Source organism: Sphingomonas sp. CFBP 13714, from assembly GCF_014842205.1.
Classification (GTDB): domain Bacteria; phylum Pseudomonadota; class Alphaproteobacteria; order Sphingomonadales; family Sphingomonadaceae; genus Sphingomonas; species Sphingomonas aerolata.
Map to the genome: position 1 here is coordinate 252346 of NZ_JACYVG010000001.1, position 25676 is coordinate 278021.

Genomic DNA, 25676 nt, shown 5'->3' on the forward strand with positions numbered 1-25676 from the left:
GATTACACGCGATCGATGCGCGGTGGCGGCGTCGACGCCGGCCACCCAGCCCGGGATCTTATGGAGCTCTGAATGACCCCTCGCCCCTATGCCGAAGTGATCGGCGATCCGATCGCCCAATCGAAATCGCCACTGATCCACGGCTTCTGGCTCGACGCGCTCGGAATCGACGCCGAGTACCGGCACAAGCACGTCACCGCGGAACAGCTTCCCGCCTATTTCGCCGCGCGAAAGAGCGATCCCGCATGGCGGGGGTGCAATATCACCATGCCGCACAAGCTGGCGGCGATCGACCACGTGTCCGACCCCGGCGACGTCCGGGGTTCGATCGGCGCGATCAACACCGTGTTCCGCAATTCCGCCGGGGACTGCATCGGTACGAATACCGATGCCGCGGGGTTTTGGGCGCCGATCGACGATCTCGATATCGCCGGCCAGCCCGTCACCGTGATCGGTGCAGGCGGCGCGGCGCGGGCGATCCTCTTCGCCCTGTCGCGTATGGGCGTCGGTCCGGTGACGATCCTCAACCGCAATCCTTTAAAGGCGGCGGCGTTGCTGTCGACATTCGGGCTCAAGGGACAGGCGCTGCCGATCGGCCCGGCGGTCCCGCCGTCGCGGCTGCTGGTCAATGCGAGCATCCTTGGCATGGCCGGCCAGCCACCCCTCGACCTCGATCTCGCCGCGCTTGATTCCGACTCGCTCGTCTATGACATCGTCTATTCGCCGCTCGAGACCGGACTGCTCAAGGCCGCCCGCGCGCGCGATCTCGAAACCGTCGACGGGCTCGAGATGCTGATCGGCCAGGCGGCGGTTGCGTTCGAGATTCTGTTCCACGTGGAACCTCCGCGGGACCGCGACGAGGCCTTGCGCGCGCTGCTCACCGCATGATCATCGGGCTTACCGGATCGATCGGCATGGGCAAATCCGCCGTTGCCGCGATGTTCGCGGAAGAAGGTGTCCCCGTGTTCGACGCCGATGCGACGGTCCACCGACTGCAGAGTGTCGGTGGCCGACTCGTCGAACCGATCGGCGCCGCGTTTCCCGGCACCGTCCATGACGGCGCGGTCGACCGTACACGACTGGGCGCAACGGTGTTCGGCGACGACGATGCGATCCGCCGTCTCGAGGCGATCGTGCATCCCGCGGTCGGTGAGGAGCGTCAGGCGTTTCTCGATTCTCATGCCGGCGCACTGGTCGTATTCGACGTGCCGCTGTTGTTCGAAACCGGCGGTGACGCGCGCGTCGACTGCATCGTCGTCGTGACCGCCGCCGCAGATGTCCAGCGGGCCCGCGTGCTCGCCCGCCCCGGCATGACCGCCGAGCGTTTCGCCGCGATCCTCGCCCGCCAGACACCCGATTCCGAGAAACGCGCGCGTGCCGATCATGTCATTCGCACCGACACGAGTTTCGACGAAACCCGCGCGCAGGTTCGTGCGGTGATCGCTTGCGTGACGGGACGTGAGCGCCGATAACAGCCGGATGCGTGAGATCGTCTTCGATACCGAAACCACCGGCCTCAGCTTTTCCGGTGGCGATCGCATGGTCGAGATCGGCTGTGTCGAGATGGTCAACCGGGTAGAGACAGGGCGCACCTTCCACGCCTATTACCATCCCGAACGGGACATGCCGGTCGAGGCGTTCAACGTCCACGGGCTGAGCCAGGCGTTTCTTGCCGACAAGCCGCGGTTCGGCGAGGGCGTGGCGGACCTGCTCGATTTCGTCGGCGATGCGCCGATGATCGCGCATAATGCGAGCTTCGATTTCTCGTTTCTCAACGGCGAACTCGTCAAATGCGGACGGCCGATCATTCACCTGAACCGGATGATCGATACGCTGCAGATCGCCCGCAGCCGTCATCCGGGCGCGAAGCATTCGCTTGATGCGCTGTGTTCGCGGTTCGGGATCGATAGGAGTCACCGCGTTCTCCACGGCGCGCTGCTCGACGCGCAGCTTCTGGCGCAGGTCTATGTCGAGCTGTTGGGTGGTCGCCAGATCGGTCTCGGCCTGCTCAGCGAGCGGACCGTCACCGCTGCGACTCCGGTCGTCGCACCGACGCCTCGTGTCGTTCGGCAACCACGCGTTTTCACGGTCAGCGAGGGAGACCTTGCGGCCCATGCCGCGTTTATGAAGGGGATCAAGGATCCGATTTGGGGGGCCGTGGCGTCCGGATGACGCCGGGCGGACGGAGCCAATAGGACCGTCCGATGAGAAGGAGACGATAATGGATATCCGGATTTCTGGTCATCAGGTCGCCACTGGCGATGCGCTCAACAGCCATGTGGAAGACCGACTCCAGGGTATCGCCGACAAGTATTTCTCGCGCGCCATTTCCGCCGAGGTCACGTTCGGCAAGGGGCCGCATGATGCCGGCTTCAAATGCGATATCGTCGCGCATGTCATGAAGGGGCTGGTGCTCAAGGGCCATGCCGATGCCTATGACGCCCGTGCCGCGTTCGACAGCGCCGCGGCCAAGATCGAAACCCAGCTTCGCCGCTATATGCGTCGCCTGAAGGATCGCCATGCGGGTGAAGCCGTGGCGATCGCGGAAAGCAACGGCTATGACAATGCAAGCTATACGCTGTTTCAGGAGCAGGTCACCGAGGACGATGCCCCCGATGCGCCCCTGATCATTGCCGAGACGCGCGTCGACATCCCCGAGGCCAGCGTATCCGACGCGGTGATGATGCTCGATCTTCGCAATACCGCCGCACTATTGTTCATGAATGCGGGTACTGGCGCGCATAACATGGTCTATCGCCGCGGTGACGGCACGATCGGCTGGGTCGAACCGCAACGTTCGGCATCCGCCGCACCCTAATAGAGCGCGCAAGCCGCAACAGCTGTTGTGACGCTGCGCTTTACGCCCCCGTGCAAACCGTTAAGGCGGGGCGTGCGGGGGCGCTTTTGAGACATGAACAGCATGAATGACTTCAGTGATATGCTGCGTCCGGACGCGGTCCTGACCGGCATGGTCGCGGCAAACAAAAAGGCCGTGCTTCACCATGTCGCCACGCTTGCTGCCGACATTGTCGAAGGCGACGCGAAGAGTATTGCGGACCGTCTGATTGCCCGCGAAAAGCTGGGCTCGACGGGATTTGGGGGTGGTGTCGCGATCCCGCATGCCAAGCTCGACGGACTGACACAGATCACGGCGGTGTTCGCACGACTGGCGCAGGCGATCGATTTTCAGGCCGTCGACGATCTGCCCGTCGATCTCGTCTTCATGTTGCTGTCGCCGACCGACGCCGGCGCGGTTCATCTGAAGGCACTGGCGCGGATATCGCGCCGGCTGCGCGACAAGTTGTTCCTCGACAAGCTGCGCGGTGCGGGTTCGACCGATGCGCTCTATGCGCTGTTCACCGCCGATGCGGTCCGCGATGCCGCCTGAACTGGCCTCCGCCGGCGCCGAGGCACATTTTCGTGCGCTGGAATCGCTCTACGCCTGTGCGCCGATCAACCGCTTCTTCGAATCCACGCTCGAGATTCCGGAGGCTGGCGTTGCGCGGATCCGGTTCACGATCGACGAACGTCATTATCATGCTGGCGGTGCCGCGCACGGGACGAGCTATTTCAAGATGCTCGACGATGCCGCCTTCTATGCCGCCAACAGTCTCGTCACCGATCGCTTTCTCCTGACGACCGCGTTCAACCTGTTGCTGACCCGGCCGTTAAAAGCGGGTCCGGTCATCGCCGAAGGCCGCTGGATCAGCGGGAAGCGCCGCGTGTTCGTCGCCGATGCCCGGCTGATCGACGCCGAGGGGGAGGAGGCGGCGCGGGGGACGGGTACGTTCATGCGCTCGCGGATCGCCCTGGCCGGGCTTCCCGGATACCGCGTCTCGCCGCGTCCGCTGCCGTGATGGTCCTGCGATGAGCGACCGTCTTCCCAGCGGCGTCCTCGTCAGTGCGTTGCTCCGTCGGGTCAACGACGCGGGCGGTTTTGGTGCGGTGCTCGCCAAAGGGGACGCACAGGGCGGCGCAATCCTCGTGGTCGCCATCGATCGGGGCGCCCTGCCCCGCCTGCTCGAGCGCGGGATCGGCGCCGATGGGCGAACGGCACTGATCGACTCGACTCCGCCCGAAGACCTCGACGGCTATTGGCGTCGACGGCGGTCGAGCGATCCAGATCTCTGGGTGATCGAGGTGGATGTCGCAGCGGCGGAACGGTTCGCCGCTGAAACAATCCTGGCCGATTGACTCCAAAGTCCCCCCGATAGAGGGGATATTCAACATTGATTGGCGTTGTGCTGGGACGGGTGCGATCCGGATCAGTTACGCAGTCGGGGGGATACCCGGACGATCGGCTCGTACGATTGGTTCCGTGGTCCAACCGCATCTGAATAAGTTTGAATGACGATTTTGCAGCGGGCCGCAACGATTGCGGTCATGACCTTCTCTCTCGCCGGCCTGTTCGGCAACAGCGCGCCCAGCCAGGCCACCGGCGTCGATCGCTCGACCGCCAGCCTCACCGCACTCGCAAATCTAAACGCCCTCTCCTCTCAGAATGTTCCGCAGACCGTTCCCGCCGTGACGCCCGTCACCGCCGTCGAGCCCGCTGCACAGACCGCCGTCCAGACGTCGGCCGAAATCGAAGACGAAGAATTCGAAACGCTCGCTCAGGCCGTTGCCGCGCAGGATAGCGCCGCCGCCGACGAAGCGCTCCAGTGCCTTGCCGGCGCCATCTATTTTGAATCCAAGGGCGAGCCGCTCACCGGTCAGCTCGCTGTCGCCGAAGTCATCATCAACCGCGCCAAGTCGGGTCGTTTCCCCGCCGACGTCTGCGACGTCGTCAAGCAGCGCGGCCAGTTCAGCTTTGTCCGCGGCGGCCAGATCCCCGCGATCAACAAGGGCACGTCGTACCGGACCGCCATCGCCGTCGCGAAGGTCGCACTGGCCGATGCGTGGAACAGCCCGGCCGAGAAGGCGCTGTATTTCAACACCGCCGATCGCCGCCCTGCGGGTCGCGTCATCAAGGTCGCCTCGATCGGCAACCACGTCTTCTATCGCTGATCGACAGCCGATCCGGACAGGATCTGGTTCATGATCAGCATCCCACCTGCATCGCCAATCGCCAACGCTATAAACAATCCGTGAACGCGCTTGCGTCGTTCGCGGATTGTTCTATTTCTGGCGCATGCTCGACAGCCCACCGGACTCCTGCATCGACGAACCCGGATCGCCCTTATGTGCTGCCGACGTGGCACGCGGCGTGATCCGGATGTTGTTGCGCCACGACCTGACCGCGATGGCGGAGGTTCCCCTTGACGGGGGCCGTCGCGCCGATCTGATGGCGATCGATGCCCGCGGGCAGATCGTCGTCGTCGAGATCAAAGTGTCGCGCGCGGATCTGGTCGGGGATGGCAAATGGCCTGAATATCTCGGGCATTGCGATCGCTATTTCTGGGCGGTGCCGGCCGGGTTCGACATGCGGCCGTTGCAGGGGGCGGCGTTTCTGCCCGAACGTACCGGGATCATCGTCGCTGACCGCTATGACGCCGCGATCGTCCGTGAGGCGCATACGACCCCCCTGCCCGCGCATGTCCGCAAGCGCTGCACTTTAGCCTTCGCCAGACGCGCCGCACGCCGCCTGATCGCACAGGTCGATCCCGACGCCGCCGGTCTCGCCTTCTGATCCGGCTGGCGGCTGATCCTCACGATACGCGGCAGGATCAGCCGCCCGGCGACGTGATCGTCAGAATTTCGGCCCCGCGACCGCCTTGCGGGTCTTCTTCGGCGCATCGGCCAGCAGCTTGGTCACCACGACGTTGCGACCATCCTGCTTGGCATAATCGCGCGCCGACATGCCGGCGATGATATCGGCCTGATCGGGGTCGGCGTTTTCGTTGAGCAGCACGCGGATCATGGCAACGTCGCGGCGCTGAACGGCGCGGATCAACGGAGTCTCTCCTGCCGAATTGGCAAGATTCGGATTGGCGCCGGCGGCGGTCAGGATCGGGATCATGTCGGTCTGGCCGAGCGTCACCGCGAGGAGCAGCGGCGTGTTGCCCTTACCGTCGCGCAGATTGGCGTCGGCGCCTTTCTGCAGCAGGAACCGCAGATAGGTCTCGTCGGCACGTTTGATGACGATGTGCAACGCGCCCTCGCCTGTCGAGACGTCGCGTGCATTGACGATGCTGCTGCCCGGACGTCCGAGCATTTCGAGGACCTCGTTGTTCTTCGACTCACGCACCGCATTCAGGAATTTATAGCCTTCCGACTGGTTCTGCGCGTGTGCGACACGCGGGGCGATCACGGTGGCGGCGGGAAGCGCGATCACGGCTCCCATCAACAGGGCGCCCATGGTCTTGGCGCCCGTCGTCAGGGCGGGGCACTGGCGGATATACGACATCGATAGATCCTCGGGACGCGGGTGATGTGCGACGCTTGCGCCGCACGGGCTAACAGATCAAGGCTGGCTGTATCATGACCAATCGACGCCCCGCCCTTCTCGCCGCCCTCGCGCTCGCGGCGTGCAGCCCTTCTGCGCCCGATACGAGCGCGGCGCCCGCGACGCCGCCGCTTGCCGGGGCGCGGATCGGCGGGCCGTTCACGCTCGTCGATCAGGACGGCCAACAGGTCAGCGACCGCCGGTTCGCGGGCAAATACCGGATCATGTATTTCGGCTACACCTTCTGTCCCGACGTCTGTCCGACCGACATGCAGACGATCGGCGGCGCGATGAAACTGCTCGAGGCCAGCGATCCGGCGCTTGCGGCGCGGATCGTGCCGATCTTCGTGACCGTCGATCCGACGCGTGACACCCCTGCGGTCGTCAAGCAGTTCGTCACCGCCTTTCATCCGCGCATCGTCGGGCTCACCGGCAGTCCCGCGGCGATCGAGACCGTAAAGAAGGAATTCGCGATCTTCTCGGCCAAGGGGGATGCCGCGCCCGGTGGCGGTTACCTCGTAAATCACTCGCGTCAGGCCTATCTGATGGATCCGGACGGCAAGCCTCTCGCGCTGCTGCCACAGGATAAGGGACCACAGGCCTTGGCCGATGACATCAAGCGCTGGGCCCGATGAGCGCCAGATTCTGGGAAGACACGCCGATCGAGAAGCTCGACCGCGGCCAGTGGGAAGCCCTGTGCGACGGTTGCGGCAAATGTTGCATCCACAAACTCGAGGACGAGGATACCGGCGAGCTCGTCGCGACCAACGTATCGTGCCGGCTGCTCGACCGGCGCAGCGGGCAGTGTTCGGATTATCGCCACCGCCATGCCTATGTTGCCGAATGCGTGCGGCTGACGACGTCGAATGTCCGCGATATCGACTGGCTGCCCTCGACCTGCGCCTATCGCCTGCGTGCGGCGGGCGAGCAGCTTCCCGAGTGGCATTATCTCGTCTGCGGCGATCGCGAGGCGGTGCACCGCGCCAAACAGTCGGTCCGCGGCTGGACGATCAGCGAGGACGAGGCCGGCGAGCTCGAATATCACGTGATCGACCGCGAACTCTGACGCGGTGATCGACGGTCTCGAGATCATCCGGCATCCGCGCGCACGCCGGGCACGGTTGTCGATCGATCCCGCCAGCGGCCGTGCCAGGCTCGTCCTGCCCAAGCGGGCGGCCTTGAAGCAGGCACTGGCCTGGGCGGAGGAGAAGGCGGACTGGATCGCGGAACAGCGCGCGCGTCTGCCGCGGCCGCAGCCTTTCGTTCCCGGTGCGGTCGTGATGGTCGCCGACGAGCCGGTGACGATCGCGTGGGCCCCGGGCAGCCGCCGCACGGTGGTCCGCGACGGCGCGATCCTGTCGCTGTCCGGTCCCGTCGAGACGATTGCGCGCCGTGTCGAGGCATGGCTCAAGCGTACCGCGCTGGGCCTGCTGGACCAGGAAACCGCCGAATATGCCGCCAAGGCGGGGGTGAGCGTCACGCAGGTCGCGATCGGCGATGCCAGGGGCCGCTGGGGCAGCTGCGCGTCGAGCGGGGTGATCCGCTACAGCTGGCGGCTGATCCTCGCCCCCGGCTTTGTACGGCGGGCAACGGTGGCGCACGAGGTCGCCCACCGCGTCCACATGAACCACGCGCCCGCCTTCCACGCGCTCGTCGCCGATCTCTATGGTGAGGATCCGACCCCGGCGCGAGTCTGGCTACGCACGCATGGCGCGGCGCTTCACTGGGTCGGTCGATCGTCCTGAAAGCGATCGCGCGAACTCTCGCGTGACCAGTCCCGCTGGGGCGCGCGTGGCTGCGGCGCGACGGGTTCGCGGCGTGGTGCGTCCCGGCCCGTCACCCTGTCGATCCAGTCCTGGTTCAACTGCTGCTGCGGCACCTGCGGTGCCTGGTCGGACGGGTCCGCATCGGGGCGCGGTATCGGCTCGCCCGCCGGGGCATCGCTCGGCATATCCGGGACACCGCCAGGCTCGATCGGATTGCCATTCTCGTCGACCATCATCTGGCCGTTGTCCGGCTGGCCGAAATAGCTCTCCTCATCGGGTTCGAGCTGCCATTCGGGCAGGGTCACCTGCGTCTCGAACTGCTCGATCGGGCGATTGGCCGTGGCGGGCTTCATGAAAGCCGCCCAGGCGCGCGCCGGTGCCGTACCGCCGTGCAGTCCGGAGATCGGCTTGGCGTCGTCGCGGCCCATCCAGACGCCGGTGGTGATGCCGCTCGAGAAGCCGAGGAACCAGCCATCCTTCGACGAACTCGTCGTGCCCGTCTTTCCCGCCACCGGGCGGCCGATCTGCGCGGCTCGCCCGGTGCCGGTGTTGACCGCGGTCTGCAACAGGTCGGTCATCTCGGCGGCGACATAGGGGGCGACGAGGACGTGGCTGCGATCGACCTCATGCGTGTAGATCGTCTGGCCGTTCGCGGTCACGCGGGTGATGCCATAGGGGGTCACCGCGACGCCCTTGCTCGCGACGCTGGCAAAGGCGCGCGTCATGTCGATCACGCGGACCTCCGACGTGCCCAGCACCATCGAGGGATGCGTGTTGACCGTCGTCGTGATCCCGAACCGCCGCGCCATGTCCGCGACCGTCGTGAAACCGACCTCCTGCCCCAGCTTGGCCGCGACGGTGTTCAGCGAATAGGCAAAGGCCGTGCGCAGGCTGACCGCACCGGAATTGCGCCGCGAATCGTTGCGCGGGCTCCATCCGTCGATCGTCACGGGTTCGTCGACGATCGAATCCTCGGGCTTGTGCCCGGCCTCGAGCGCGGCGAGATACACGAACAGCTTGAACGCCGAACCGGGCTGGCGGACCGCCTGTGTCGCGCGGTTGTAGATCGACGAGACATAGTCCTTGCCGCCGACCATCGCCTTGACCGCGCCATCGCGGTCGAGCGACACCAAAGCGCCTTGCGCACCCGGGGGGGCATTCGCCCGGATCGCGGCATCGGCATCGCGCTGCATCGAGAGGTCGAGCGTCGTCCACACCTCGAGCGGCGCCTCGGTCTCGTCGATCAGCGTGTCGAGCTGCGGCAAGGCCCAGTCGGTGAAGTAGCGGACGCTGTTCTGCTTCGGCTCGGGCGCCAGTTTGAGCCCCTGCACATCGGCATCGGCGGCCTCGCTCGCGCTGATGACGCCGGTTTCCGCCATCGTCTTCAGCACGACGCCCGCGCGGCCCATCGCGGCCTCGGCATCGGCAGTCGGCGAATAGTTGGACGGTGCCTTGACGAGCCCTGCGATCACCGCCGCTTCGGCCAGCGACAGGCGGTCCGCCCCGTGGCCGAAGAACTTGCGCGACGCGGCGTCGATTCCGTAGGCGCCGCCGCCATAATAGACCTTGTTGAGGTAGAGTTCGAGGATCTGGTCCTTGCTGAACTTGCGCTCGAGCGCGAACGCCAGGATCCATTCGCGGAACTTGCGCCCGAACTTCTTCTGGTTGTTCAGGAAGACGTTGCGGGCCAACTGCTGCGTGATCGTCGACCCACCCTGCGTCCAGCGCCCGCGATCGAACCGTACCTTGACCGAGCGAGCGATCCCGACCGGATCGACACCGAGATGCGAGCGAAAGCGCCGGTCCTCGACCGCGACGGTCGCGTCGCGCATCACCGCGGGGATCTGGCCATAGGAAAGCCATTCGCCGAAACTCGGCCCCATCGACACGATCACGCTGCCATCGGCGGCATGCACCCGGATCATCTGGCCGTTGGGCGAGGATTTGAGGCTTTCGAAGCTCGGCAGCTGCGCGCGGGCGATGTAGATCGCGATCACCAGCGCGCCGAGCGCGAGGATGGCTATACCGGCGAGAACCTTCAGGAGGAGGACAAACCGGCGGCGCCATGAGGAGCGAGGCCGAGAGGGGCGGGAAGCGGGACGCGCGCGAGCCATGAAGGGTCGACGAAATACGCCTTAACCGCGGCGCCGACAAGCGGTTCGCGCGACCGCCCGCGGCACGCGCACTCCGCCCGGCGTTTCGTCGACAGTATTCATCGCCGCGCGACGGCGCGTCACGCGCCGATCCGGGTCGCCTGCGCGAGCATTCGGATCAGTACGGGATGCGCGAAGGGGATAAGCCGGGCTGCACCGCGGCTTTCGGCCACCCGACGCACCGCGCCCGCCACCCCGATCGGCCGCGCGAGCGTCCGCGCCAACTGGTGCTGCCACGCCGCTGCACCCCCTGCCCCGTCGGTGCGATAGGCGCGCGCGGCGGCGAGTCCGCTGGCCAGCGCGATGCCCATGCCCTCGCCCGCCAGCGAGGGGATCACCCCCGCCTGGTCGCCCAGCCGGTACTGCCCCGCCTGCCCCGTCGTTTGGCGCCAGCCATAGGGGACGTTGGCGATCGCATCGATCGTCGCATCCGGCGCGATCGCGGCGACCCATTCGCCGAGCGCCGGTATCGCGCGGCCGAGTTCGGCGAGCAGATCCGCCGGCGTTCCCGCCTCCTGCAACCGCGAGCGATGTACCGCCATGCACAGATTCGCGCTGCCATCTTCCTGCATCGCAAGCCCGGCATAGCCCCGGTCGAAGAGATACAGGTCAATCTGCCCCGCCAGCGCGCGTGCCATCGCTGGCGGGGGCACGATGCGGACGCGTATCCCCAGCGTCGGATCGGCGCCGCGGGCGCTTGCCGGCCGCGCGGTCCCGCGGACATCCGACTTGCCATTGGCGAGGAACAGCGCGGGCGCGGCGAGTACCGCGCCATCGGCGGTCCGCACCTGGCCGTCTTCGATCGCCCGGACGGTCACCCCGCGTTCGATCGCTGCGCCCTGCGCCACCGCGGCGGCGAGCAGAACGGTGTCGAGTCGCCGTCGCGACACCGATAGCGCAGGCCTTGGCAGCGCGGCATGCGCGACGCGGCTACCGGCGAAGATCCGGACGGTCGTCGTTCGCGCTGGGTTGAGCTGATCCGGATCGATCCCCAGCCGCGCCAGCGTGTCGAGCGTCCGCCAGCTGAGGAACCCGCCGCACAAGGCGTCGCCCGTCTCGCGGCTACGCTCGATCAACAGATGCGGCAGGCCCGCGCGTGCAAGCTCGATCGCGACCGCCGCCCCTGCCGGCCCGCCGCCGACGATCAGCGCGCGCGTCGCGGTCACCGCAGCCGTTCGACGCACAGTCGGAACGGGAACGCCCGGAACACGCGCGCACCGCGGATCCCCGCCTCGTCGAGGATCGCCGGCCATTCGTCGGGCCGGTACGACCGCGCGATCGACAGCGTCCCGTCGTGACGCACGATCGGATGCCAGCGCGCGAGCCGTGCCAGAATCGGAAATCCGCGATGCGCAAAGCCGTGGCGATGCAGGTCGTTGATCAGCCAGCACCGCGCATGCGTGTCCATGAACCGAAGGAAGGCGATCAGTTGCGCATGGCTCATATGGTGCGCGACCAGGCTGCTGACGATCGCATCCCAGCGGGGTTCCCCACCCGTCTTACCGGCAAGATCGGCGTAATCCCCCGTGACATAGCGGATCGTCGATCCCGCGTCCGTATGCCTGCGCGCGGCCTGTTCGCTGCGGGGATTAAGGTCGACCCCGACCAGTTCGGTGTTCACGCCTCGCCTGCGAGCCCAGCGCTCGATCGTCCGAAGCATGTCGCCATCGCCGAACCCGACATCGAGCAACCTCAGCCGCGTCCGGCCCGCGATGACCCGCTTCAGAAAGGCAAGCGTCGGACGCGCCGCCATCGTCACGACATTCACCTTCGCAAGATCGGCGACCACCGCGGCATAGGTCTCCGGCGACAGGTCGTCGGCGTCCATCAGTTCCTCGGCTTGCGCCCGCGTCGTCAACATCGCGGTGCGCTTCGGAAGCCGATACCCTCGGCCGCAAGACCCGGGCCGAACGCCAGCGCGACGCCGCGCGCGATGTCCGGACCCGCGAGCAACCGCTGCAGCACAAACATCAGCGTCGCGGACGACATGTTGCCGTTCGCCGACAGTACCGCGCGCGACGCGTCGAGCGCATCCGCCGGGAGCGTCAGGGCATGCTCGACCGCATCGAGGATCGATCGCCCGCCGGCATGGACCGCCCATCCGTCGACCGTATCCGCGGGGCGCCCGCCGCTCGCGGCGGCACGGAAGGCGGGATCGGCGAGCGCCTGCGCAATCCGCCCCGGCACTTCTCCGGACAGGTGCATCGCAAAGCCCTGGTCGGTGATGTCCCAGCGGATCAACGCCTCGCTATCGGGCAATGCGGTGGCGAACGGCGCTTCGAGTTCGAATCCGCTCGGATCGCTGGTCACCAGCGCCGCCGCGGCGCCGTCGCCGAACTGGAGCATCGCCAGCAGCGGCTCGATCTCGGACACGGCCTGCAGGTGCAGCGTGGACAGTTCGACGGTGACCACCAGGACGCGTGCGCCGGGCTCCGACCGGACGATATGCCGCGCGCTGCGGAGCGCGACGACCGCGGCATAACATCCCATGAACCCGATCAGCAGCCGCTCGACCGTCGCGGGCAGCGCGAGCCTGCGGGCGATGATCTGGTCGATGCCGGGCGCGACGAACCCCGTGCAGCTCGCCACCACCAGATGCGTTATCGTGCCGAGTGCGATCGTTTCCTGAAGCGCGGCGATGGCCTCGATGGCAAGACCGGGTGCGGCGTCGGCATAGATGGCCATCCGCTCCGCGGTGCCGGGATGCGGATCGATCGCGTAAAAGCCGCCGGGGTCGACCGGAGATCCGGCATGCAGCCGCTGCGTGTCGCCGCTGTCGACGCCGTCCGCAACCGCGATGGCCTTTGTCGGCGGCAGCACCGACCAGCGGTGCGCGATACCCGATCGACCCGCCATCCGATCGAACAGCCTGGCCGAACGGGCATCGACCCGGTCGCGTGCCCAGCGGATAAACGCCTCGTGAATGTCATGGCCGGGGACCGCAGTCCCGATCGCGTTCAGATAGGCAGGCAGGGAAGCGGGCACGACATCCTTTCGCACGGTTGATACGGCCAACGCGTGACGTCCGGACATCGGCCCGACATGCGGCTATAACAAGCCCTTGGCATGCGGAACCGCGCTGGCTTTAGTCCTGATCGATCGGGTCGAGATGGTCGTGCCCGACCAGGTACTTCTCCTCGACCATCGCCATGCTGACACCGACATAAGCCGCAATCGCATGATCGCCCGCCTGTTCGAGCGCGCGACAGGCTTCCTGCAGAAGCTCATAGGTGCGTGCAGCATTCATCGCGTATCTCCGAGGAGGGCGTCCGAGCCGGAGGATCATGCCGGACGCGGGCAAAATCGATCAAACCTTATATTGGTTTCACATTGGTACAAATTCTACCTGTTGCAGCCCAAAAACCCACACGGGGCAAGCCACCAATCACAACCAAACTGAACAGATTTCAACCCGTTTTGCATATCTTAAGAAAGTTCCGAGACTATCGCGGGTACCTAAAAGAATAGAGCGGTAAAACAGATAGCTGAATGATGTTGACCATTATGCCGGCGTGCCGCCATATTTGGGTCATTATGGGCTTAAGACCCTGTGGGCGACCGGGAGCATGTGGTGAAAGACGAATCCGTTGCCGACTTGATCAAGGATCTGGGATCGAGGCTGGCCGCCGTCAGCGAGGAGTTCACGGCGCGGGCATCGCGGGTCGTCGACCAGCGGGCCGAGGATGCGACGAGCCCGATCAGCGAGGAAATGCTCGTCGCCCGGGCCAAGGAGATTCTGGCGCATCGTAAACTGCGCCGTCGCTTCCTGCCGGGCGAATTGTTCCACGAGCCGGCTTGGGACATGCTCGTCGCACTGTTCGTTTCGCACCGCGATCACCGGCCGACCAACGTCAAGGCGCTGGTCGCGATGGCGGATGCACCGGTCACCACGTCGCAACGCTGGATCGAGCACCTCCACAAGCTGAAGCTGATCGACCGCGTCAACGACCCGACCGATCGGCGTCGCATCGAAATCTCGCTGAGCGCAGCCGGCTATGACGCGGTCGCCGGCTACCTCACCGCGATCGCCCGACGCTGACCGGCATTCAGCACGGTATTACAGTAATTTCGGTTTTGTAGTAATTAGTTAAGCCGCGCCTAGCACGGTTCGCCGACACCGTTCGGGGATATCAAATGTGCGGCAAGGCAGACCAGGCTCAGGCACCAGATGGCGCTACCGCGCACCGACAGGGCGGTGCGTGCTAATCGCGCGTCGCGCCTCCCGATCGCATGGCGGCGGGGAGACGGCGCGTGCTCTCGGGGCCTGACGAGGAAGACGCAACCGGCGGTGACGGCGGGAGCGGAGCAGATCTGCGCCGGCCCGCGGACCGCGACCGGCGTGCCGGTCGACGCCATGCGACTGTCCTGCTGATCGGCCGGGTCATCCATGCCGACCGCGGCTCGATCTGTCTCGTCCATGACATTTCGACCGTCGGTTTGAAGGCGCGATTCACCACGCTGCCGGCGCTTGGTGAGATGCTCGAGATCAAGGTGCGGGGCATGCCGCTGCTTCGCGCCACCGTCCGCTGGGTCGACGGGTTTCGCGCAGGAGTCGATTTCGACCAGCCGCATGTGATCGACCCCGTCTTCGCGACGCGCGACGCCGCCGGGATGATCGCCCGATCGCCGCGATTCGTCGTCTCGGCACCGGTCAGGCTGAATGTCGAGGGGTGCTGGTATGCCGCAAGGCTGGTCGATATCTCGACCGGTGGCGCGAAACTCGAGGTCGCGACGTCGCTCTGCGAGCATTTTTCACAGGGGCAGGCGGCCCAGCTCGTCGTCGATCCCGGCGGACTCGCGATTTTTGCGGCAATCTGCTGGCGACGTGGCAACCGATTCGGGCTTCGCTTCGTTGCGCCGCTATCGCTCGTGACTTTGTCCCGGGTGCTGGAGTCAAACCCCGATTGTCAGGTCCCCATCCCCCCTCCCAGGGGCCTGGCAACGACGACCGGCGACTAAACCTCGTCGGTCGTCAACTTCACCTTGTTGGGAAGCTTCTTGCCCTTGGTGCGGCGCGACGGGAGCTGCACGGGGTGTTTCTTCTTCCACTGCGCGAACGTCATCGGGCCATCGGGCGTTTCGATGATCTGGTCGTCGATCGAATCGGCCATCGCCGTGCTCCGCTTTGACAGGATCCCGCAGGACGGACCGTCATGTCCCCCATGGGGGTGGTTCTAATCCGGGTCGATAGAAACGAGGAAAGTGGTGCGGCCGAGAAGACTCGAACTTCCACGGGCTTTCGCCCACAACGACCTCAACGTTGCGCGTCTACCAGTTCCGCCACGGCCGCACGTGAAACACTGACCGGACAAGCCGGCTAGCTGGTAGGCCGGTGCCACTAGCAAGGCTTTTGCGATCCCGCAACGCCCTTTTGCCATCGAATGCGCGCCGCTGCGAGAAAATCATGTCGCAGGGCCCTATGCCGCCCCCGCGTCGGGGCGGCGGAACCGGATCAGGAGGCGTTTTCGCCGGCAAAGCTCAGTTCGAGCCGTTTCGAATTCGACGGCACGTCGAGCTTGGCAGAGTTGAAATCGATCGCCGCGCCGGGTGTCAGCGTCCGCTTTTGCGGGGTGATCGTCCAGCTATACACGATCCGGCCCTGTGCATCGCGCAGCTCGGCGCGGATGTCCGGCACGCGCTGCGTCGAATCGGAGGGATTGGTGACCTGGCCGCTGACCGCGAACAGCTCGGATCCGTTGTCCAGTTCGCGGCGCTCGATCGGATTGTCGCGCAGTCGCAGCGGTGTCTCGTCCGCGCCCGTCACGAGTCCAAGCTGCGTCGCAAGGCCAGGTGCGCCGACATAGAGGATCGCAGCGACGCCCAGCAGCATCAGAAGCCCGGCCGCCACCGCACCGATCGTCCACAGCCGGGTGGTGTTGCGCCGTGCGCGGAACGGCGGGGCATGTGCGAATGCATCATAGGAATCGGCGTCGCTCCGGCTTCCCGCATAGGAGGGCGGGGCGGCGCTGTCGGTGGTCGTAGCCGGCACGGTCGTCGCAACCGCTGGCAGCTCGGCCTGCTCATCCGCGACATTCGACGTGGCGGCCGGCGCGGCGGCAGGCTGGGCAGCCAATGGCGCAAAGGGTCGGATGATCGGCGGCGGCAGATCGTCGGCGGTCTGCGCGGCCGAAGGCGGCGAAGACATCGGAACCCCGGACGGGGTGGGCGAGGACGGATTGGGCCACGCCGGATTTGGCCAGACCGGGGGCGCGGCGGGCTCGGCATCGAAAGCCGCGCCGAACGGCGGTGGGGGCGCGAAGCCCAGCGGGGCCGCAGGCATTGCCTCCGCGGCGGCTGGCGCGTCTGGCGCCGTGACGTCCGTCGCGGCCTGGAACCAGCTGTGGCGGCAATTGGCACAGCGCACGGTCCGACCTTCGGTGCCGATCGCGCTGTCGGGGACCAGATAGCGTGTGCTGCACTCGGGGCATTGGAGGATCATCGGGCACGATTCACTGCGGGCCGCGGGACGGGGCCGTTCGCGGTCAAACTAAGCACGTGGCCCCCGCTCGTGGCAAGCATCATGCGCCCGGATGCTGTCTGCCGCGCTGCAGATGGCCGCCAGCTTGAAGCCGCGCGCGCTTTCATGCGAAAGCGAGGCTCACGGCACAGGCGAACTCGGGCGGGCGCGACCAATTTCATGGCGAATATCGTGCAGTTCGAAAATGTTGGCTTGCGCTACGACACCGGCGCGGAAACGCTGTCCGACATCTCGTTCACGCTGCGCAGCGGCGCCTTCTACTTTCTGACCGGCGCAAGCGGCGCGGGCAAGACGTCGCTGCTCCGGCTGCTCTATCTCGCCCAGCGCCCGAGCCGCGGCGTGATCCGGCTGTTCGGCGAGGATGCCGTGCTGCTCCCGCGTGACCGGATGCCGGGGTTCCGCCGCCGCATCGGCGTGGTGTTCCAGGATTTCCGGCTCGTCCCGCATCTGTCGACCTGGGACAATATCGCTCTGCCGTTGCGCGTCGCGGGTATGCCCGAGGCGGATCTGCGCCAACCGGTCGAGGAGATGCTCGCCTGGGTCGGCCTGACCGAACGGGCCGAGGCACGACCGGCGACCTTGTCGGGCGGTGAGCAGCAACGCGTCGCGATCGCCCGCGCGGTGATCGCCCGGCCCGAGATGCTGGTCGCGGACGAGCCGACCGGCAATGTCGATCCCGACATGGCCGAGCGGCTGCTGCATTTGTTCGAATCGCTCAACAAGCTCGGCACGACGGTGGTGGTCGCGACGCATGATCTGCACCTTCTGAACCGGATTCCAACCGCGCAGATGATGCGGCTCGATCACGGCCGATTGCTTGATCCGACCGGGTCGTTGCAGTACCCCCCATCGCCCCGGGCCGAGCCATGAGCCGCGCATCCGAACGTCGCGTGCTCGACGAGGCTGGCGGCGTCCGTGCCATGACCTGGGTCATGGCGATCATGTTGTTCCTTACCATGCTCGCCGCCGCGCTCGGGCTGGGGACCGCGGGTGCCGCGCGCGCGCTCGATCGTCAGCTGGCGGGACGGCTGACGGTCCAGATCATCGACGGCGACCCGGTTCGGCGTGATGCCAGTGCCGCCCGCGTCCTCGCGACGCTGCGGACGCTGCCGGAGGTGACCCGCGTCGCCGCGGTCGATCGCGCCGAGCTGACGCGGCTGTTGCGACCCTGGCTCGGTAGCGACGGTGCCGATCCGGGGCTGCCGGTGCCAGCGATGATCGACGTCGATCTGGGCGGCCAGGACGATGCTGCGGTCGCCGCGGTCGCGCGCGCGGTTCGCGGCGTCGCGCCGACCGCGCGCGTCGACCGGCACGAAACCTGGATGTCACCCGTCAGCGGGGTGATGCGCTCGCTGACGCTGCTCGCGCTCGGTATCGTCCTGTTGATGGCGGGCGCGACCGCGGCGGTGGTCGTGCTGGCGGCACGCGCGGGACTTGAAACGCACCGCGCGACGATCGAGGTCATGCACATGTTGGGATCGACCGATCTGCAGGTCGCGCGTCTCTTCCAGCGTCGGGTGGCGATCGACGCCGCGATCGGCGGCGTGGCCGGTGCCGGCGTCGCGATTGCCGTCATTTTGCTGATCATGACCCGGTTGCAGGGGCTGGGCTCCGAACTGCTCGACGGGGGGCGGTTGTCCTCGACCGACTGGGCCACGCTGGGCGCGATGCCGGTCGGGTTCATCGTGCTGGCGATGGTCGCCGCGCGCGCGACGATCGTGCGCGCGATGAGGACGACCTTGTGATCGTCCGCCTTCTGGGTGTCGGTGTGCTCGTCTGGGCGCTGGGGTTCGCCGCGTTCATGCTGCTCCTGCCGCCGCCGCTCAATGGCTCGACCACCGATGCGATCGTCGTGCCGACCGGCGGGGCAGGGCGGATCGATCGCGGTCTGGCGCTGCTGCGCGACCGCCAGGCCAAGCGGATGCTCGTGACCGGAGTCGCGCCCGGCGTCCGCCCGATCGACCTCGCGCTCGAATATCGCACCTCGCCCAGCGTCTTCGCCTGTTGCGTCGATCTCGGCGCGGATGCGGTGGATACGCGGTCGAATGCCGAGGAAACCGCGCGCTGGGTCAAGACGCACGATTATCGCACCGTGCGTCTCGTCACCTCGGACTGGCATGTCCCGCGCGCCAAGATGGAGCTTGCCGCGGTGCTCGGGCCGCGCGTGCTGGTGCTTGGCGACGGCGTCCCCGGCACGCCGCGGCTCGGGACGCTGGTCAACGAATATAACAAGTTGATCCTGCGACGGATCGCATTGTGGATAGGATTTGGCGCATGATCGCCTGGTTGCGAACGATCGTCTTCATGATCGTCTTTTACAGTATCTCGGCGCCGATCGTGCTGACCGTGCCGATCAGCGCGCTGTTCGGGTCGCGCGCGGTGATCGTCCATTCGACGGTGTGGACGCGGTTCCACCGCTGGGCGACGCGATGGATCCTCGGCATCCGGATCCGGATCGAGGGGACGCGGCCCGACGGCGCGGCCTTCTACGCCTGCAAGCACCAGGCGATGTTCGAGACACTCGAGCTTCAGGCGCTGCTCGACGGGCCGGCGATCGTCCTGAAGCGCGAACTGGCGGACATCCCTGCCTGGGGATGGGCGGCGCGACGCTATGGTGCGATCGTCGTCGACCGCGACGCGTCGGCCAAGGCGCTGCGCAACATGATGCGCGAGGCGATCGCGGCCAAGGCGACCGGGCGCTCGGTCCTGATCTTCCCCGAAGGCACCCGGGTCGCGCCCGGCGAGCATCCGCCGCTCAAACCGGGTTTTGCCGGCCTCTACCGCGCGCTCGGCATGCCGACGGTCCCGATCGCCTGTGACAGCGGCACCGTCTGGCCGCGCAAGGGGCCCAAGCGCGCGGGCGTCATCACCTTCCGCTTCGGCGAGGTCGTCCCCGCCGGTCTCAAGCGCGAGGAGGCCGAGGCGCGCGTCCATGCGGCGATGAACGCGCTCGACGGCTGACGCCGCTGGTGCCGCTCAAACGGGGTCAGTCGTGCGCGCGGCCGAAATCGGCGGCGTCGTCGTCCTGACCCTGTTCGACGATCGACCGGCGTACCGCGCGGGTGCGCGTGAACAGGTCGAAAAGCTCGTCACCCTTGCCCCAGCGGATCGCGCGTTGCAGCGCACTGAGATCCTCCGAAAAACGCTGCAGCATGTCGAGCACCGCCTCGCGGTTGGTCAGGAACACGTCGCGCCACATCGTCGGATCCGATGCCGCGATACGCGTGAAGTCGCGAAAGCCGCCGGCCGAATATTTGATCACCTCGGACTGGGTGACCTCTTCCAGATCGCTTGCGGTGCCGACGATCGTGTAGGCGATCAGATGGGGCAGATGGCTGGTGATCGCCAGCACCCGGTCATGATGATCGGGGGCCATGAACTCGATCTGCGCGCCCAGCCGCCGCCAGAATTCGGCGACTCGCTCGACCGCAGCCGGATCGGCGCCCTCGGGGGGCGTGACGATGCACCAGCGATGGTTGAACAATGTCGCGAACCCAGCTTCGGGCCCGCTGCGTTCGGTGCCAGCGACCGGATGCGCGGGGATCACGGTCGCACCCGGCAGCGCCTCCGCCAGCACGCGCGCGACCTCGGTCTTGCTGCTGCCGACATCGCTGACGATCGCTTCGGCGGGCAGGTCCGCGGCAAACTCCGCCGCGACCGCCGCCATCGCGCCGACGGGGACGCACAGGATCACCAGATCGGCGTCGATCACCGCACTGCCCGCGGTGTCGGCGATATCGTGGCACAGCTCGAGCCGGTCCGCGGTCGCACGCACCGCGGGATCGGCGTCATAGCCGGTGAGCCGCACCGTCGGCATCGCCTGCAGCACGCCGCGCGCGATCGACGACCCGATCAGCCCCAGTCCCAAAATCGTGACGCGTGCGAACGGCAGCATCAGCCCCGCTCGACCAGCGCGCGTAGCGCTGCGATCACGCCGCGCGTCTCATCCTCGGTGCCGATCGTGATGCGCAGCGCGTTGGGAAGGCCCTGTCCGGGCAGCCAGCGGACGATATATCCCGCCTCCATCAGCCCGTGATAGGCCGAGTCGGCGGTCAGTCCGCCTTCGAACAGGACCAGCACGAAATTCGCCTTGGAGGGTACACAGCGAAGCCCTGCATTGCCCATCTGCGCGACCTGCTCGACGAACCAGCCACGCCAGCGATCGTTGTGCGCGCGAGTCGCATCGACGAAGCCGGTATCGGCCAGCGCCGCGACGGCCGCCGCCTGGCCTGCTGTCGTGACGTTAAAAGGGGCGCGGATGCGGTGCATCGCATCGATGATCGGCGCGCAGGCATAGCCCCAGCCGATCCGCTCGGCGGCCAAACCGTGGATCTTCGAGAAGGTCCGCGTGACGAGCACGTTGGCCTCGGTCATCGCCAGCGCGAGGCCGGCATCGTCCTCCTCGGGGCTAAGATATTCGGCATAGGCCTGGTCGAGCACCAGCAGCACCGAGCGCGGCAGGCCGGCGTGCAACCGGGCGATCTCGGCGCGCGGCGTGAAGGTGCCGGTCGGGTTGTTCGGGTTGGCGACGAATACAACGCGGGTGCGTTCGGTGACCGCGGCGAGGATCGCATCGACATCGGTCGCATAGTCGCGATCGTCGACGACGACCGGCTCCGCGCCGACGCGCCGCGTTGCGATCTCATACACCGCAAAGCCGTAGCGGACATGGATGATCTCGTCGCCGGGGCCCGCATAGGCGCCCGCCACCAGATGCAGGATCTCGTCCGATCCGGTGCCATAGATCACGCGCGCCGGATCCAGGTCGTAATGCGCCGCCAGTGCCTCGCGCAGCGCGGTCGCGCTGGCGTCGGGATAGCGTTCGAGCGTGTGATCCGCGCCATCGAACGCGGCCTTGGCCGCGGGGCTCGTCCCGAGCGGGTTCTCGTTCGACGACAGCTTGATCACCGTGCGGCCATCATCGGTCGTCGAGCGACCGGGCGTGTACGGCGCGATCCCCAGGATCCAGGGCTTCGGCGTGGGTGCGGGCATGATGTTTGTCATGGCCGCGGGGCATAGCGGTCGGTGTGGCGCAGTGGCAAATGGTTGTGGTAGCGGACGCGTCATGCTCGACACGATTGATCCCGACCGGACGACCGACGCGCGCTTCGGCCTGGCGCGTCGCGTGACCTTGCCGGGACCGTTGCGGCTCGATGGCGGCGTCCTGCTGTCGCCGGTCGACATTGCCTATGAAACCTATGGCACGCTGAATGCCGACGCCTCGAACGCGGTCCTGATCTGTCATGCGCTGACCGGTGATCAGCATGTCGCCTCGACGCATCCCCGGACCGGCAAGCCCGGCTGGTGGACGCGGATGGTCGGTGAGGGGCGACCGATCGATCCCGCGCGGCATTTCATCGTCTGCGCCAATGTGCTCGGCAGCTGCATGGGCTCGTCGGGACCGGCGACGATCAACCCCGCGACCGGGCGCGCCTGGGCGATGGGATTTCCGGTCATCACGATCCGCGACATGGTTCGCGCGCAGGCGATGCTGCTCGATCATCTCGGCGTCGACGTGCTGCAGGCGGTGGTCGGCGGATCGATGGGCGGGATGCAGGCGCTGAGCTGGCCCGCGACCTTCCCCGACCGGGTCCGCGCCTGTGTCGTGATCGCATCGACCGCGCGACACACCGCGCAGAACATCGCCTTTCACGAGGTTGGCCGCCAGGCGGTGATGGCCGATCCGAACTGGCGCGGCGGCGATTATCACGATGAGTCCGCGCCGACCGCGGGGCTCGCGGTAGCGCGGATGGCAGCGCACATCACCTATTTGTCGGAAGCCGGGCTGACCGAGAAATTCGGGCGACGGCTGCAGGCGCGCGATGCCAAGTCGTTCGGCTTCGACGCCGATTTCCAGGTCGAGAGCTATCTGCGGCATCAGGGGCTCGCCTTCACGGACCGGTTCGACGCCAATTCCTATCTCTATATCACCCGCGCGATGGATTATTTCGATCTCGCGGAGGAGCATGGCGGGCTGCTCGCCAACGCCTTCCGCGCGACGAGCGCGCGCTTCTGCCTCGTCAGCTTCGACACCGACTGGCTCTATCCGACCGCGGAATCGCGCAGTATCGTCCAGGCGCTCAATGCCGCCGGCGCGCCGGTCAGCTTCGTCGAGCTCAGCAGCCCATACGGCCATGACGCGTTCCTGCTCGAGGCGCCCGAGCTCAACCGCGTCGTCGACGGATTTCTGAGGGCAGGGGCGTGAGCACCCCGACGCCGCAGGAGACCCTGCGCGCCGACCTGGGGATCATCGCGCATCACGTGGCCCGTGGGTCGCGCGTGCTCGACGTCGGATGCGGCGACGGGGCGCTGATGGCGGCGCTCCGGGACGAGCGCGCGGTCGATGCGCGCGGGCTGGAGATCGATCCGGGCAACGTTGCGGCCGCGGTAGGGCGCGGCCTGTCGGTGATCCAGGGCGACGCCGATGTCGACCTGCAGGGCTATCCCGATGCCAGTTTCGACTATGCGATCCTCAGCCAGACATTGCAGACCGCGCGCGCACCCGACCTGGTGCTCGACCATCTGTTGCGGATCGGTCGGCGCGCCTTTGTCAGCTTTCCCAACTTCGCGCATTGGCGCGTGCGGCTTTCGCTGTTGTGGGGCGGGCGGATGCCGGTCACGCGGCAATTGCCCGAAAGCTGGTACGACACCCCCAACATCCATCACGTCACGATCGACGACTTCCGGGCGTTCCTCCGGCAGCGCGGCGTGATCGTCGAGGGCGCCTGGTTCCTGTCGGGCGACAAGCAGACGACGTCGGCGGCTGCCAACCTGCTCGCCGAGCACGCCGTATTCCTGTTGCGGGGCGAACCGGGGGCATGACCCGGGCGCTCCCCCGGTAACACAGGTTATTTGTTTCAATTCGCTACACGTTCTTGATTCAAATCAATAAACCGAAGGAACGGATAGCCCGGCCAACGGTTGCCACGACAATGACCAAGACCGCCATGATCGTTGAAGATGAAATCTTCGTCGCGCTGGATCTCGAAAGGATCCTGATCGACGCCGGATATCACGTCGTGGCGATCGCGGCGGACCGGGAGACCGCGCTCATCGCCGCGGCCGGATGCGATTTTGCCTTTGTCGATGTCAATCTGCGCGACGGTCCGACCGGCCCGTCGATTGCCGAGACAATTGCACGCGATCACGGCGTGAAGGTCGTCTTCGTCACCGCCAATCCCAGCCAGATCGGCGACGCCGATTGCCTCGGCTATATCCGCAAGCCGTTCAACGATGCCGCGATCCTCGCCGCCGCCGAACTGGCGACCACGGGTCAGGCGCTACGCGGCGGTAGCGAACTGATCCAGATCCGACGGCGCGGGAACTGACGGGGAGGCCGCGCGGTCAGCGGCAGAAGGAGGGGAGGGGGACCCCGATCTCGACGCACAGCCCCTCGGGACGCCAGTCGCGCCGCACCGTCCCGCCCAACTGGCGAACCGCACTCATTTCGATCAGCTGACTACCAAAACCCTTATGGCTCGTCGGGTGTGCGATCGGCGGACCACCCTGCTCGCGCCAGGTCAAGCGCACCACGCCCGTTGTGCCGTCCCCGTCATGACCGATCGTCAGCGCGACATGGCCATCGACGGTCGACAGCGCGCCGTATTTCGTCGCGTTCGTCGCGAGCTCGTGGAACAGCAGGGCGAGCGGGGTCGCGGAACGATCGTCGATCCGCACATCGTCGCCGATCACGACCAGACGATCCGTCCCGTCTTGGCGATAGGGTTCGAACAGATCGCCCAGCAGGCCCTTCAGACTGTCCTGCGGGGCTTCCGGACGCGACTGGGTGCTGTGCGGGCGGACGAAGTCGTGTGCACGGCCCAGTGCCGTGATGCGGTGGCGCAGATCGGTCGCGATCCCGGCGAATTCGGGTTTGCCGCGCGCGGAAAAGGCGATGAGTCCGGCGATGACGGCGAAGATGTTCTTGATCCGGTGGCTCAGCTCCTGGCTGATCACCTCGCGCTCTTCATAGGCGAGCTTCTGCTCGTGGATGTCGGTGCAGGTCCCGAACCAGCGCGTGATCGCGCCCTGGTCGTCGCGCACGGGCAGCGCGCGGCCGAGCACCCAGCGATAGGTGCCGTCCCGGTGCCGCAGCCGATATTCGATCGTATAGGGCTCGCCGCTGGCGAGCGAATGGCGCCAGATCGTCCAGGCGCGGTCCTGGTCCTCGGGGTGGAACACGTCGTTCCAGCCCTCGCCATCGGTCGTGCCGGGCGTTGTGCCGGTAAACTCGTACCAGCGCGCATTGTAATAATCATGGAAGCCGTCGGGCAGCGTCGACCAGACCATCTGCGGCATCGTGTCGGCCAGCGTCCGGAACCGCAGATCGCTCGCCTCGAGCGTGCGCCGCGCCCGCGCCTCGGCAAAGGCCTGTTCGCGCGCGGTCCGGCGATCGTCGAGCCGCCCCATCGCCGCCTTGGCCAGCAGTGTCAGCCCGTCGCGCTGGAACGGCGTAAGCCCCGCCCGCGAGGTCGTCGCCAGCACGCACAGCGCGCCGAGCGGCACGCCTTCGCTGGATACCAGAGGCGCCCCCGCGTAGAATCGGACATGCGGGGCACCGGTCACCAGTGCATTGTCGACGAAGCGCGGATCGGCCTGCGCGTCGGGCACTTCCATCACGTCGTGATGGTGCATCGCATGCGCACAGAAGGACTGGCTCCGCGGCGTCTGGTCGAGATCGGTGCCGCTGCGTGAGAGGAACCGCTGATATTCCTCCTCGACCAGGCTCAGCAGCGCGATCGGCGCATCGCACAGCCGGGCTGCGAACGACACGATGTCGTCCAGCTCACCCTGCATGCGCGCGCCCGCGACATCGTAGGACGAGATGACGCGCGATCGCGCCGCCTCGTCGTACACGCTCGGCGCTACTGGAGTCGAAACGGGTGGCGTCACGA

The 25676-nt window shown here is 66.7% G+C and carries 32 protein-coding genes and 1 tRNA gene; 21 read left to right on the forward strand and 12 right to left on the reverse strand.

Annotated elements, in window-relative coordinates; genetic code table 11:
- Positions 1 to 72 precede the first annotated feature (72 nt).
- From IFT54_RS01165 to IFT54_RS01205, 9 genes are all read left to right on the forward strand, one after another.
- Positions 73 to 888: a shikimate dehydrogenase family protein gene (locus IFT54_RS01165; RefSeq protein WP_192069366.1), complete on the forward strand. Its 816-nt coding sequence runs from the start codon at positions 73 to 75 to the stop codon at positions 886 to 888.
- A complete protein-coding gene (gene coaE, locus IFT54_RS01170; RefSeq protein WP_192069367.1) occupies positions 885 to 1472 on the forward strand; it encodes a dephospho-CoA kinase in 588 nt (195 codons plus the stop codon). The genes IFT54_RS01165 and coaE overlap by 4 nt, the downstream gene beginning before the upstream one ends.
- A 7-nt stretch (positions 1473 to 1479) precedes the next feature.
- Positions 1480 to 2172 (forward strand): DNA polymerase III subunit epsilon, encoded by a 693-nt coding sequence (gene dnaQ, locus IFT54_RS01175; RefSeq protein WP_192069677.1) that lies wholly within the window; start codon positions 1480 to 1482, stop codon positions 2170 to 2172.
- A gap of 49 nt (positions 2173 to 2221) precedes the next feature.
- A complete protein-coding gene (gene hpf, locus IFT54_RS01180; RefSeq protein ID WP_031395099.1) occupies positions 2222 to 2818 on the forward strand; it encodes a ribosome hibernation-promoting factor, HPF/YfiA family in 597 nt (198 codons plus the stop codon).
- A gap of 102 nt (positions 2819 to 2920) precedes the next feature.
- Positions 2921 to 3388, forward strand: coding sequence for a PTS sugar transporter subunit IIA (locus IFT54_RS01185; RefSeq protein ID WP_192069368.1), 468 nt, complete (start codon positions 2921 to 2923; stop codon positions 3386 to 3388).
- Positions 3378 to 3857, forward strand: a complete 480-nt coding sequence (locus tag IFT54_RS01190) for a PaaI family thioesterase (RefSeq protein ID WP_031395097.1) — start codon at positions 3378 to 3380, stop codon at positions 3855 to 3857. The genes IFT54_RS01185 and IFT54_RS01190 overlap by 11 nt, the downstream gene beginning before the upstream one ends.
- A 10-nt stretch (positions 3858 to 3867) precedes the next feature.
- Complete coding sequence (locus IFT54_RS01195; RefSeq protein WP_107931056.1) at positions 3868 to 4194, forward strand: DUF1491 family protein; 327 nt, start codon at positions 3868 to 3870, stop codon at positions 4192 to 4194.
- Positions 4195 to 4383: 189 nt separating this feature from the next.
- Positions 4384 to 5007, forward strand: coding sequence for a cell wall hydrolase (locus tag IFT54_RS01200; protein ID WP_234387597.1), 624 nt, complete (start codon positions 4384 to 4386; stop codon positions 5005 to 5007).
- Between the two features lie 124 nt (positions 5008 to 5131).
- Positions 5132 to 5629 (forward strand): MmcB family DNA repair protein, encoded by a 498-nt coding sequence (locus tag IFT54_RS01205; RefSeq protein WP_031395094.1) that lies wholly within the window; start codon positions 5132 to 5134, stop codon positions 5627 to 5629.
- 60 nt (positions 5630 to 5689) lie between these two features.
- On the opposite strand, the gene IFT54_RS01210 is transcribed toward IFT54_RS01205, so the two are convergent.
- Positions 5690 to 6346, reverse strand: coding sequence for an ankyrin repeat domain-containing protein (locus tag IFT54_RS01210; protein ID WP_244648442.1), 657 nt, complete (start codon positions 6344 to 6346; stop codon positions 5690 to 5692).
- Positions 6347 to 6420: 74 nt separating this feature from the next.
- Between IFT54_RS01210 and IFT54_RS01215 the strand changes: the two genes are divergently transcribed.
- From IFT54_RS01215 to IFT54_RS01225, 3 genes are read left to right on the forward strand one after another with little or no spacing between them, the layout of a single operon-like run.
- Positions 6421 to 7020, forward strand: coding sequence for an SCO family protein (locus tag IFT54_RS01215; protein WP_166746565.1), 600 nt, complete (start codon positions 6421 to 6423; stop codon positions 7018 to 7020).
- Positions 7017 to 7451, forward strand: coding sequence for a YcgN family cysteine cluster protein (locus tag IFT54_RS01220; protein ID WP_031395091.1), 435 nt, complete (start codon positions 7017 to 7019; stop codon positions 7449 to 7451). The genes IFT54_RS01215 and IFT54_RS01220 overlap by 4 nt, the downstream gene beginning before the upstream one ends.
- Before the next feature lie 4 nt (positions 7452 to 7455).
- A complete protein-coding gene (locus tag IFT54_RS01225) occupies positions 7456 to 8130 on the forward strand; it encodes a YgjP-like metallopeptidase domain-containing protein (protein ID WP_192069369.1) in 675 nt (224 codons plus the stop codon).
- Here the strand turns inward: IFT54_RS01225 and IFT54_RS01230 are convergent.
- The 5 genes from IFT54_RS01230 to IFT54_RS01250 all read right to left on the reverse strand — a co-directional run bounded on the left by IFT54_RS01230 (position 8106) and on the right by IFT54_RS01250 (position 13551).
- Positions 8106 to 10265 (reverse strand): transglycosylase domain-containing protein, encoded by a 2160-nt coding sequence (locus IFT54_RS01230; protein WP_192069370.1) that lies wholly within the window; start codon positions 10263 to 10265, stop codon positions 8106 to 8108. The two genes, IFT54_RS01225 and IFT54_RS01230, sit on opposite strands and share 25 nt — an antisense overlap.
- A gap of 119 nt (positions 10266 to 10384) precedes the next feature.
- On the reverse strand, positions 10385 to 11470 hold the full coding sequence (locus IFT54_RS01235) for an NAD(P)/FAD-dependent oxidoreductase (protein WP_342354742.1): 1086 nt from the start codon (positions 11468 to 11470) through the stop codon (positions 10385 to 10387).
- Positions 11467 to 12165 (reverse strand): methyltransferase domain-containing protein, encoded by a 699-nt coding sequence (locus IFT54_RS01240; protein ID WP_192069372.1) that lies wholly within the window; start codon positions 12163 to 12165, stop codon positions 11467 to 11469. Before IFT54_RS01240 ends, IFT54_RS01235 begins: the two co-directional genes overlap by 4 nt.
- Complete coding sequence (locus tag IFT54_RS01245) at positions 12159 to 13289, reverse strand: type III polyketide synthase (RefSeq protein ID WP_446740651.1); 1131 nt, start codon at positions 13287 to 13289, stop codon at positions 12159 to 12161. The genes IFT54_RS01240 and IFT54_RS01245 overlap by 7 nt, the downstream gene beginning before the upstream one ends.
- A gap of 100 nt (positions 13290 to 13389) precedes the next feature.
- On the reverse strand, positions 13390 to 13551 hold the full coding sequence (locus IFT54_RS01250) for a hypothetical protein (protein ID WP_156360361.1): 162 nt from the start codon (positions 13549 to 13551) through the stop codon (positions 13390 to 13392).
- A gap of 324 nt (positions 13552 to 13875) precedes the next feature.
- Between IFT54_RS01250 and IFT54_RS01255 the strand changes: the two genes are divergently transcribed.
- Together IFT54_RS01255 and IFT54_RS01260 are read left to right on the forward strand one after the other, a co-directional pair.
- On the forward strand, positions 13876 to 14343 hold the full coding sequence (locus IFT54_RS01255) for a hypothetical protein (RefSeq protein WP_031395526.1): 468 nt from the start codon (positions 13876 to 13878) through the stop codon (positions 14341 to 14343).
- Positions 14344 to 14555: 212 nt separating this feature from the next.
- Entirely contained in the window at positions 14556 to 15263 is a 708-nt protein-coding gene (locus IFT54_RS01260; RefSeq protein ID WP_192069374.1) for a PilZ domain-containing protein, read from the forward strand.
- On the opposite strand, the gene IFT54_RS01265 is transcribed toward IFT54_RS01260, so the two are convergent.
- From IFT54_RS01265 to IFT54_RS01275, 3 genes are all read right to left on the reverse strand, one after another.
- The gene (locus IFT54_RS01265) at positions 15260 to 15415 is read right to left on the reverse strand and encodes a hypothetical protein (RefSeq protein ID WP_166746558.1); all 156 of its coding nucleotides are present in this window, start codon (positions 15413 to 15415) and stop codon (positions 15260 to 15262) included. The two genes, IFT54_RS01260 and IFT54_RS01265, sit on opposite strands and share 4 nt — an antisense overlap.
- 92 nt (positions 15416 to 15507) lie before the next feature.
- Positions 15508 to 15594: transfer RNA gene (locus IFT54_RS01270), tRNA-Leu, on the reverse strand.
- Positions 15595 to 15756: 162 nt separating this feature from the next.
- Positions 15757 to 16743, reverse strand: a complete 987-nt coding sequence (locus tag IFT54_RS01275) for an MJ0042-type zinc finger domain-containing protein (RefSeq protein WP_244648445.1) — start codon at positions 16741 to 16743, stop codon at positions 15757 to 15759.
- 198 nt (positions 16744 to 16941) lie between these two features.
- Here IFT54_RS01275 and ftsE point away from each other — a divergent pair, with 198 nt between their 5' ends.
- The 4 genes from ftsE to IFT54_RS01300 are packed head-to-tail and all read left to right on the forward strand — an operon-like array spanning position 16942 to position 19743.
- The gene (gene ftsE / locus IFT54_RS01285) at positions 16942 to 17652 is read left to right on the forward strand and encodes a cell division ATP-binding protein FtsE (protein WP_056406665.1); all 711 of its coding nucleotides are present in this window, start codon (positions 16942 to 16944) and stop codon (positions 17650 to 17652) included.
- Entirely contained in the window at positions 17649 to 18527 is an 879-nt protein-coding gene (locus tag IFT54_RS01290) for a cell division protein FtsX (RefSeq protein ID WP_192069375.1), read from the forward strand. Before ftsE ends, IFT54_RS01290 begins: the two co-directional genes overlap by 4 nt.
- On the forward strand, positions 18524 to 19060 hold the full coding sequence (locus IFT54_RS01295; RefSeq protein WP_031393671.1) for a YdcF family protein: 537 nt from the start codon (positions 18524 to 18526) through the stop codon (positions 19058 to 19060). Before IFT54_RS01290 ends, IFT54_RS01295 begins: the two co-directional genes overlap by 4 nt.
- Positions 19057 to 19743, forward strand: coding sequence for a lysophospholipid acyltransferase family protein (locus IFT54_RS01300; RefSeq protein ID WP_056406671.1), 687 nt, complete (start codon positions 19057 to 19059; stop codon positions 19741 to 19743). The genes IFT54_RS01295 and IFT54_RS01300 overlap by 4 nt, the downstream gene beginning before the upstream one ends.
- Positions 19744 to 19768: 25 nt before the next feature.
- On the opposite strand, the gene IFT54_RS01305 is transcribed toward IFT54_RS01300, so the two are convergent.
- Together IFT54_RS01305 and hisC are read right to left on the reverse strand one after the other, a co-directional pair.
- A complete protein-coding gene (locus IFT54_RS01305) occupies positions 19769 to 20677 on the reverse strand; it encodes a prephenate/arogenate dehydrogenase family protein (RefSeq protein WP_031393673.1) in 909 nt (302 codons plus the stop codon).
- A complete protein-coding gene (gene hisC / locus IFT54_RS01310) occupies positions 20677 to 21774 on the reverse strand; it encodes a histidinol-phosphate transaminase (protein ID WP_031393674.1) in 1098 nt (365 codons plus the stop codon). Before hisC ends, IFT54_RS01305 begins: the two co-directional genes overlap by 1 nt.
- Positions 21775 to 21847: 73 nt before the next feature.
- Between hisC and metX the strand changes: the two genes are divergently transcribed.
- The 3 genes from metX (at position 21848) to IFT54_RS01325 (ending at position 24110) form a co-directional block, all read left to right on the forward strand.
- Entirely contained in the window at positions 21848 to 22987 is a 1140-nt protein-coding gene (metX, locus tag IFT54_RS01315) for a homoserine O-acetyltransferase MetX (RefSeq protein WP_192069376.1), read from the forward strand.
- Positions 22984 to 23604 carry a methionine biosynthesis protein MetW gene (metW, locus tag IFT54_RS01320; protein WP_107931036.1) on the forward strand — a complete coding sequence of 207 codons (621 nt, stop codon included), beginning with the start codon at positions 22984 to 22986 and terminating at the stop codon, positions 23602 to 23604. The genes metX and metW overlap by 4 nt, the downstream gene beginning before the upstream one ends.
- 110 nt (positions 23605 to 23714) lie before the next feature.
- Positions 23715 to 24110 carry a response regulator gene (locus tag IFT54_RS01325; RefSeq protein ID WP_031439515.1) on the forward strand — a complete coding sequence of 132 codons (396 nt, stop codon included), beginning with the start codon at positions 23715 to 23717 and terminating at the stop codon, positions 24108 to 24110.
- Between the two features lie 16 nt (positions 24111 to 24126).
- Here IFT54_RS01325 and IFT54_RS01330 read toward each other — a convergent pair whose 3' ends face one another.
- Positions 24127 to 25674: a sensor histidine kinase gene (locus IFT54_RS01330; protein ID WP_342354743.1), complete on the reverse strand. Its 1548-nt coding sequence runs from the start codon at positions 25672 to 25674 to the stop codon at positions 24127 to 24129.
- Positions 25675 to 25676: the final 2 nt, after the last annotated feature.

Coding starts and splice junctions, on each gene's coding strand:
- IFT54_RS01165 (WP_192069366.1), top strand. CDS start 73: ATGACCCCTCGCCCCTATGCCGAAGTGATCGGCGATCCGATCGCCCAA.
- coaE (WP_192069367.1), top strand. CDS start 885: ATGATCATCGGGCTTACCGGATCGATCGGCATGGGCAAATCCGCCGTT.
- dnaQ (WP_192069677.1), top strand. CDS start 1,480: ATGCGTGAGATCGTCTTCGATACCGAAACCACCGGCCTCAGCTTTTCC.
- hpf (WP_031395099.1), top strand. CDS start 2,222: ATGGATATCCGGATTTCTGGTCATCAGGTCGCCACTGGCGATGCGCTC.
- IFT54_RS01185 (WP_192069368.1), top strand. CDS start 2,921: ATGAATGACTTCAGTGATATGCTGCGTCCGGACGCGGTCCTGACCGGC.
- IFT54_RS01190 (WP_031395097.1), top strand. CDS start 3,378: ATGCCGCCTGAACTGGCCTCCGCCGGCGCCGAGGCACATTTTCGTGCG.
- IFT54_RS01195 (WP_107931056.1), top strand. CDS start 3,868: ATGAGCGACCGTCTTCCCAGCGGCGTCCTCGTCAGTGCGTTGCTCCGT.
- IFT54_RS01200 (WP_234387597.1), top strand. CDS start 4,384: ATGACCTTCTCTCTCGCCGGCCTGTTCGGCAACAGCGCGCCCAGCCAG.
- IFT54_RS01205 (WP_031395094.1), top strand. CDS start 5,132: ATGCTCGACAGCCCACCGGACTCCTGCATCGACGAACCCGGATCGCCC.
- IFT54_RS01210 (WP_244648442.1), bottom strand. CDS start 6,346: ATGTCGTATATCCGCCAGTGCCCCGCCCTGACGACGGGCGCCAAGACC.
- IFT54_RS01215 (WP_166746565.1), top strand. CDS start 6,421: ATGACCAATCGACGCCCCGCCCTTCTCGCCGCCCTCGCGCTCGCGGCG.
- IFT54_RS01220 (WP_031395091.1), top strand. CDS start 7,017: ATGAGCGCCAGATTCTGGGAAGACACGCCGATCGAGAAGCTCGACCGC.
- IFT54_RS01230 (WP_192069370.1), bottom strand. CDS start 10,265: ATGGCTCGCGCGCGTCCCGCTTCCCGCCCCTCTCGGCCTCGCTCCTCA.
- IFT54_RS01240 (WP_192069372.1), bottom strand. CDS start 12,165: ATGTTGACGACGCGGGCGCAAGCCGAGGAACTGATGGACGCCGACGAC.
- IFT54_RS01250 (WP_156360361.1), bottom strand. CDS start 13,551: ATGAATGCTGCACGCACCTATGAGCTTCTGCAGGAAGCCTGTCGCGCG.
- IFT54_RS01265 (WP_166746558.1), bottom strand. CDS start 15,415: ATGGCCGATTCGATCGACGACCAGATCATCGAAACGCCCGATGGCCCG.
- IFT54_RS01275 (WP_244648445.1), bottom strand. CDS start 16,743: ATGATCCTCCAATGCCCCGAGTGCAGCACACGCTATCTGGTCCCCGAC.
- ftsE (WP_056406665.1), top strand. CDS start 16,942: ATGGCGAATATCGTGCAGTTCGAAAATGTTGGCTTGCGCTACGACACC.
- IFT54_RS01290 (WP_192069375.1), top strand. CDS start 17,649: ATGAGCCGCGCATCCGAACGTCGCGTGCTCGACGAGGCTGGCGGCGTC.
- IFT54_RS01300 (WP_056406671.1), top strand. CDS start 19,057: ATGATCGCCTGGTTGCGAACGATCGTCTTCATGATCGTCTTTTACAGT.
- IFT54_RS01305 (WP_031393673.1), bottom strand. CDS start 20,677: ATGCTGCCGTTCGCACGCGTCACGATTTTGGGACTGGGGCTGATCGGG.
- hisC (WP_031393674.1), bottom strand. CDS start 21,774: ATGCCCGCACCCACGCCGAAGCCCTGGATCCTGGGGATCGCGCCGTAC.
- metX (WP_192069376.1), top strand. CDS start 21,848: ATGCTCGACACGATTGATCCCGACCGGACGACCGACGCGCGCTTCGGC.
- IFT54_RS01325 (WP_031439515.1), top strand. CDS start 23,715: ATGACCAAGACCGCCATGATCGTTGAAGATGAAATCTTCGTCGCGCTG.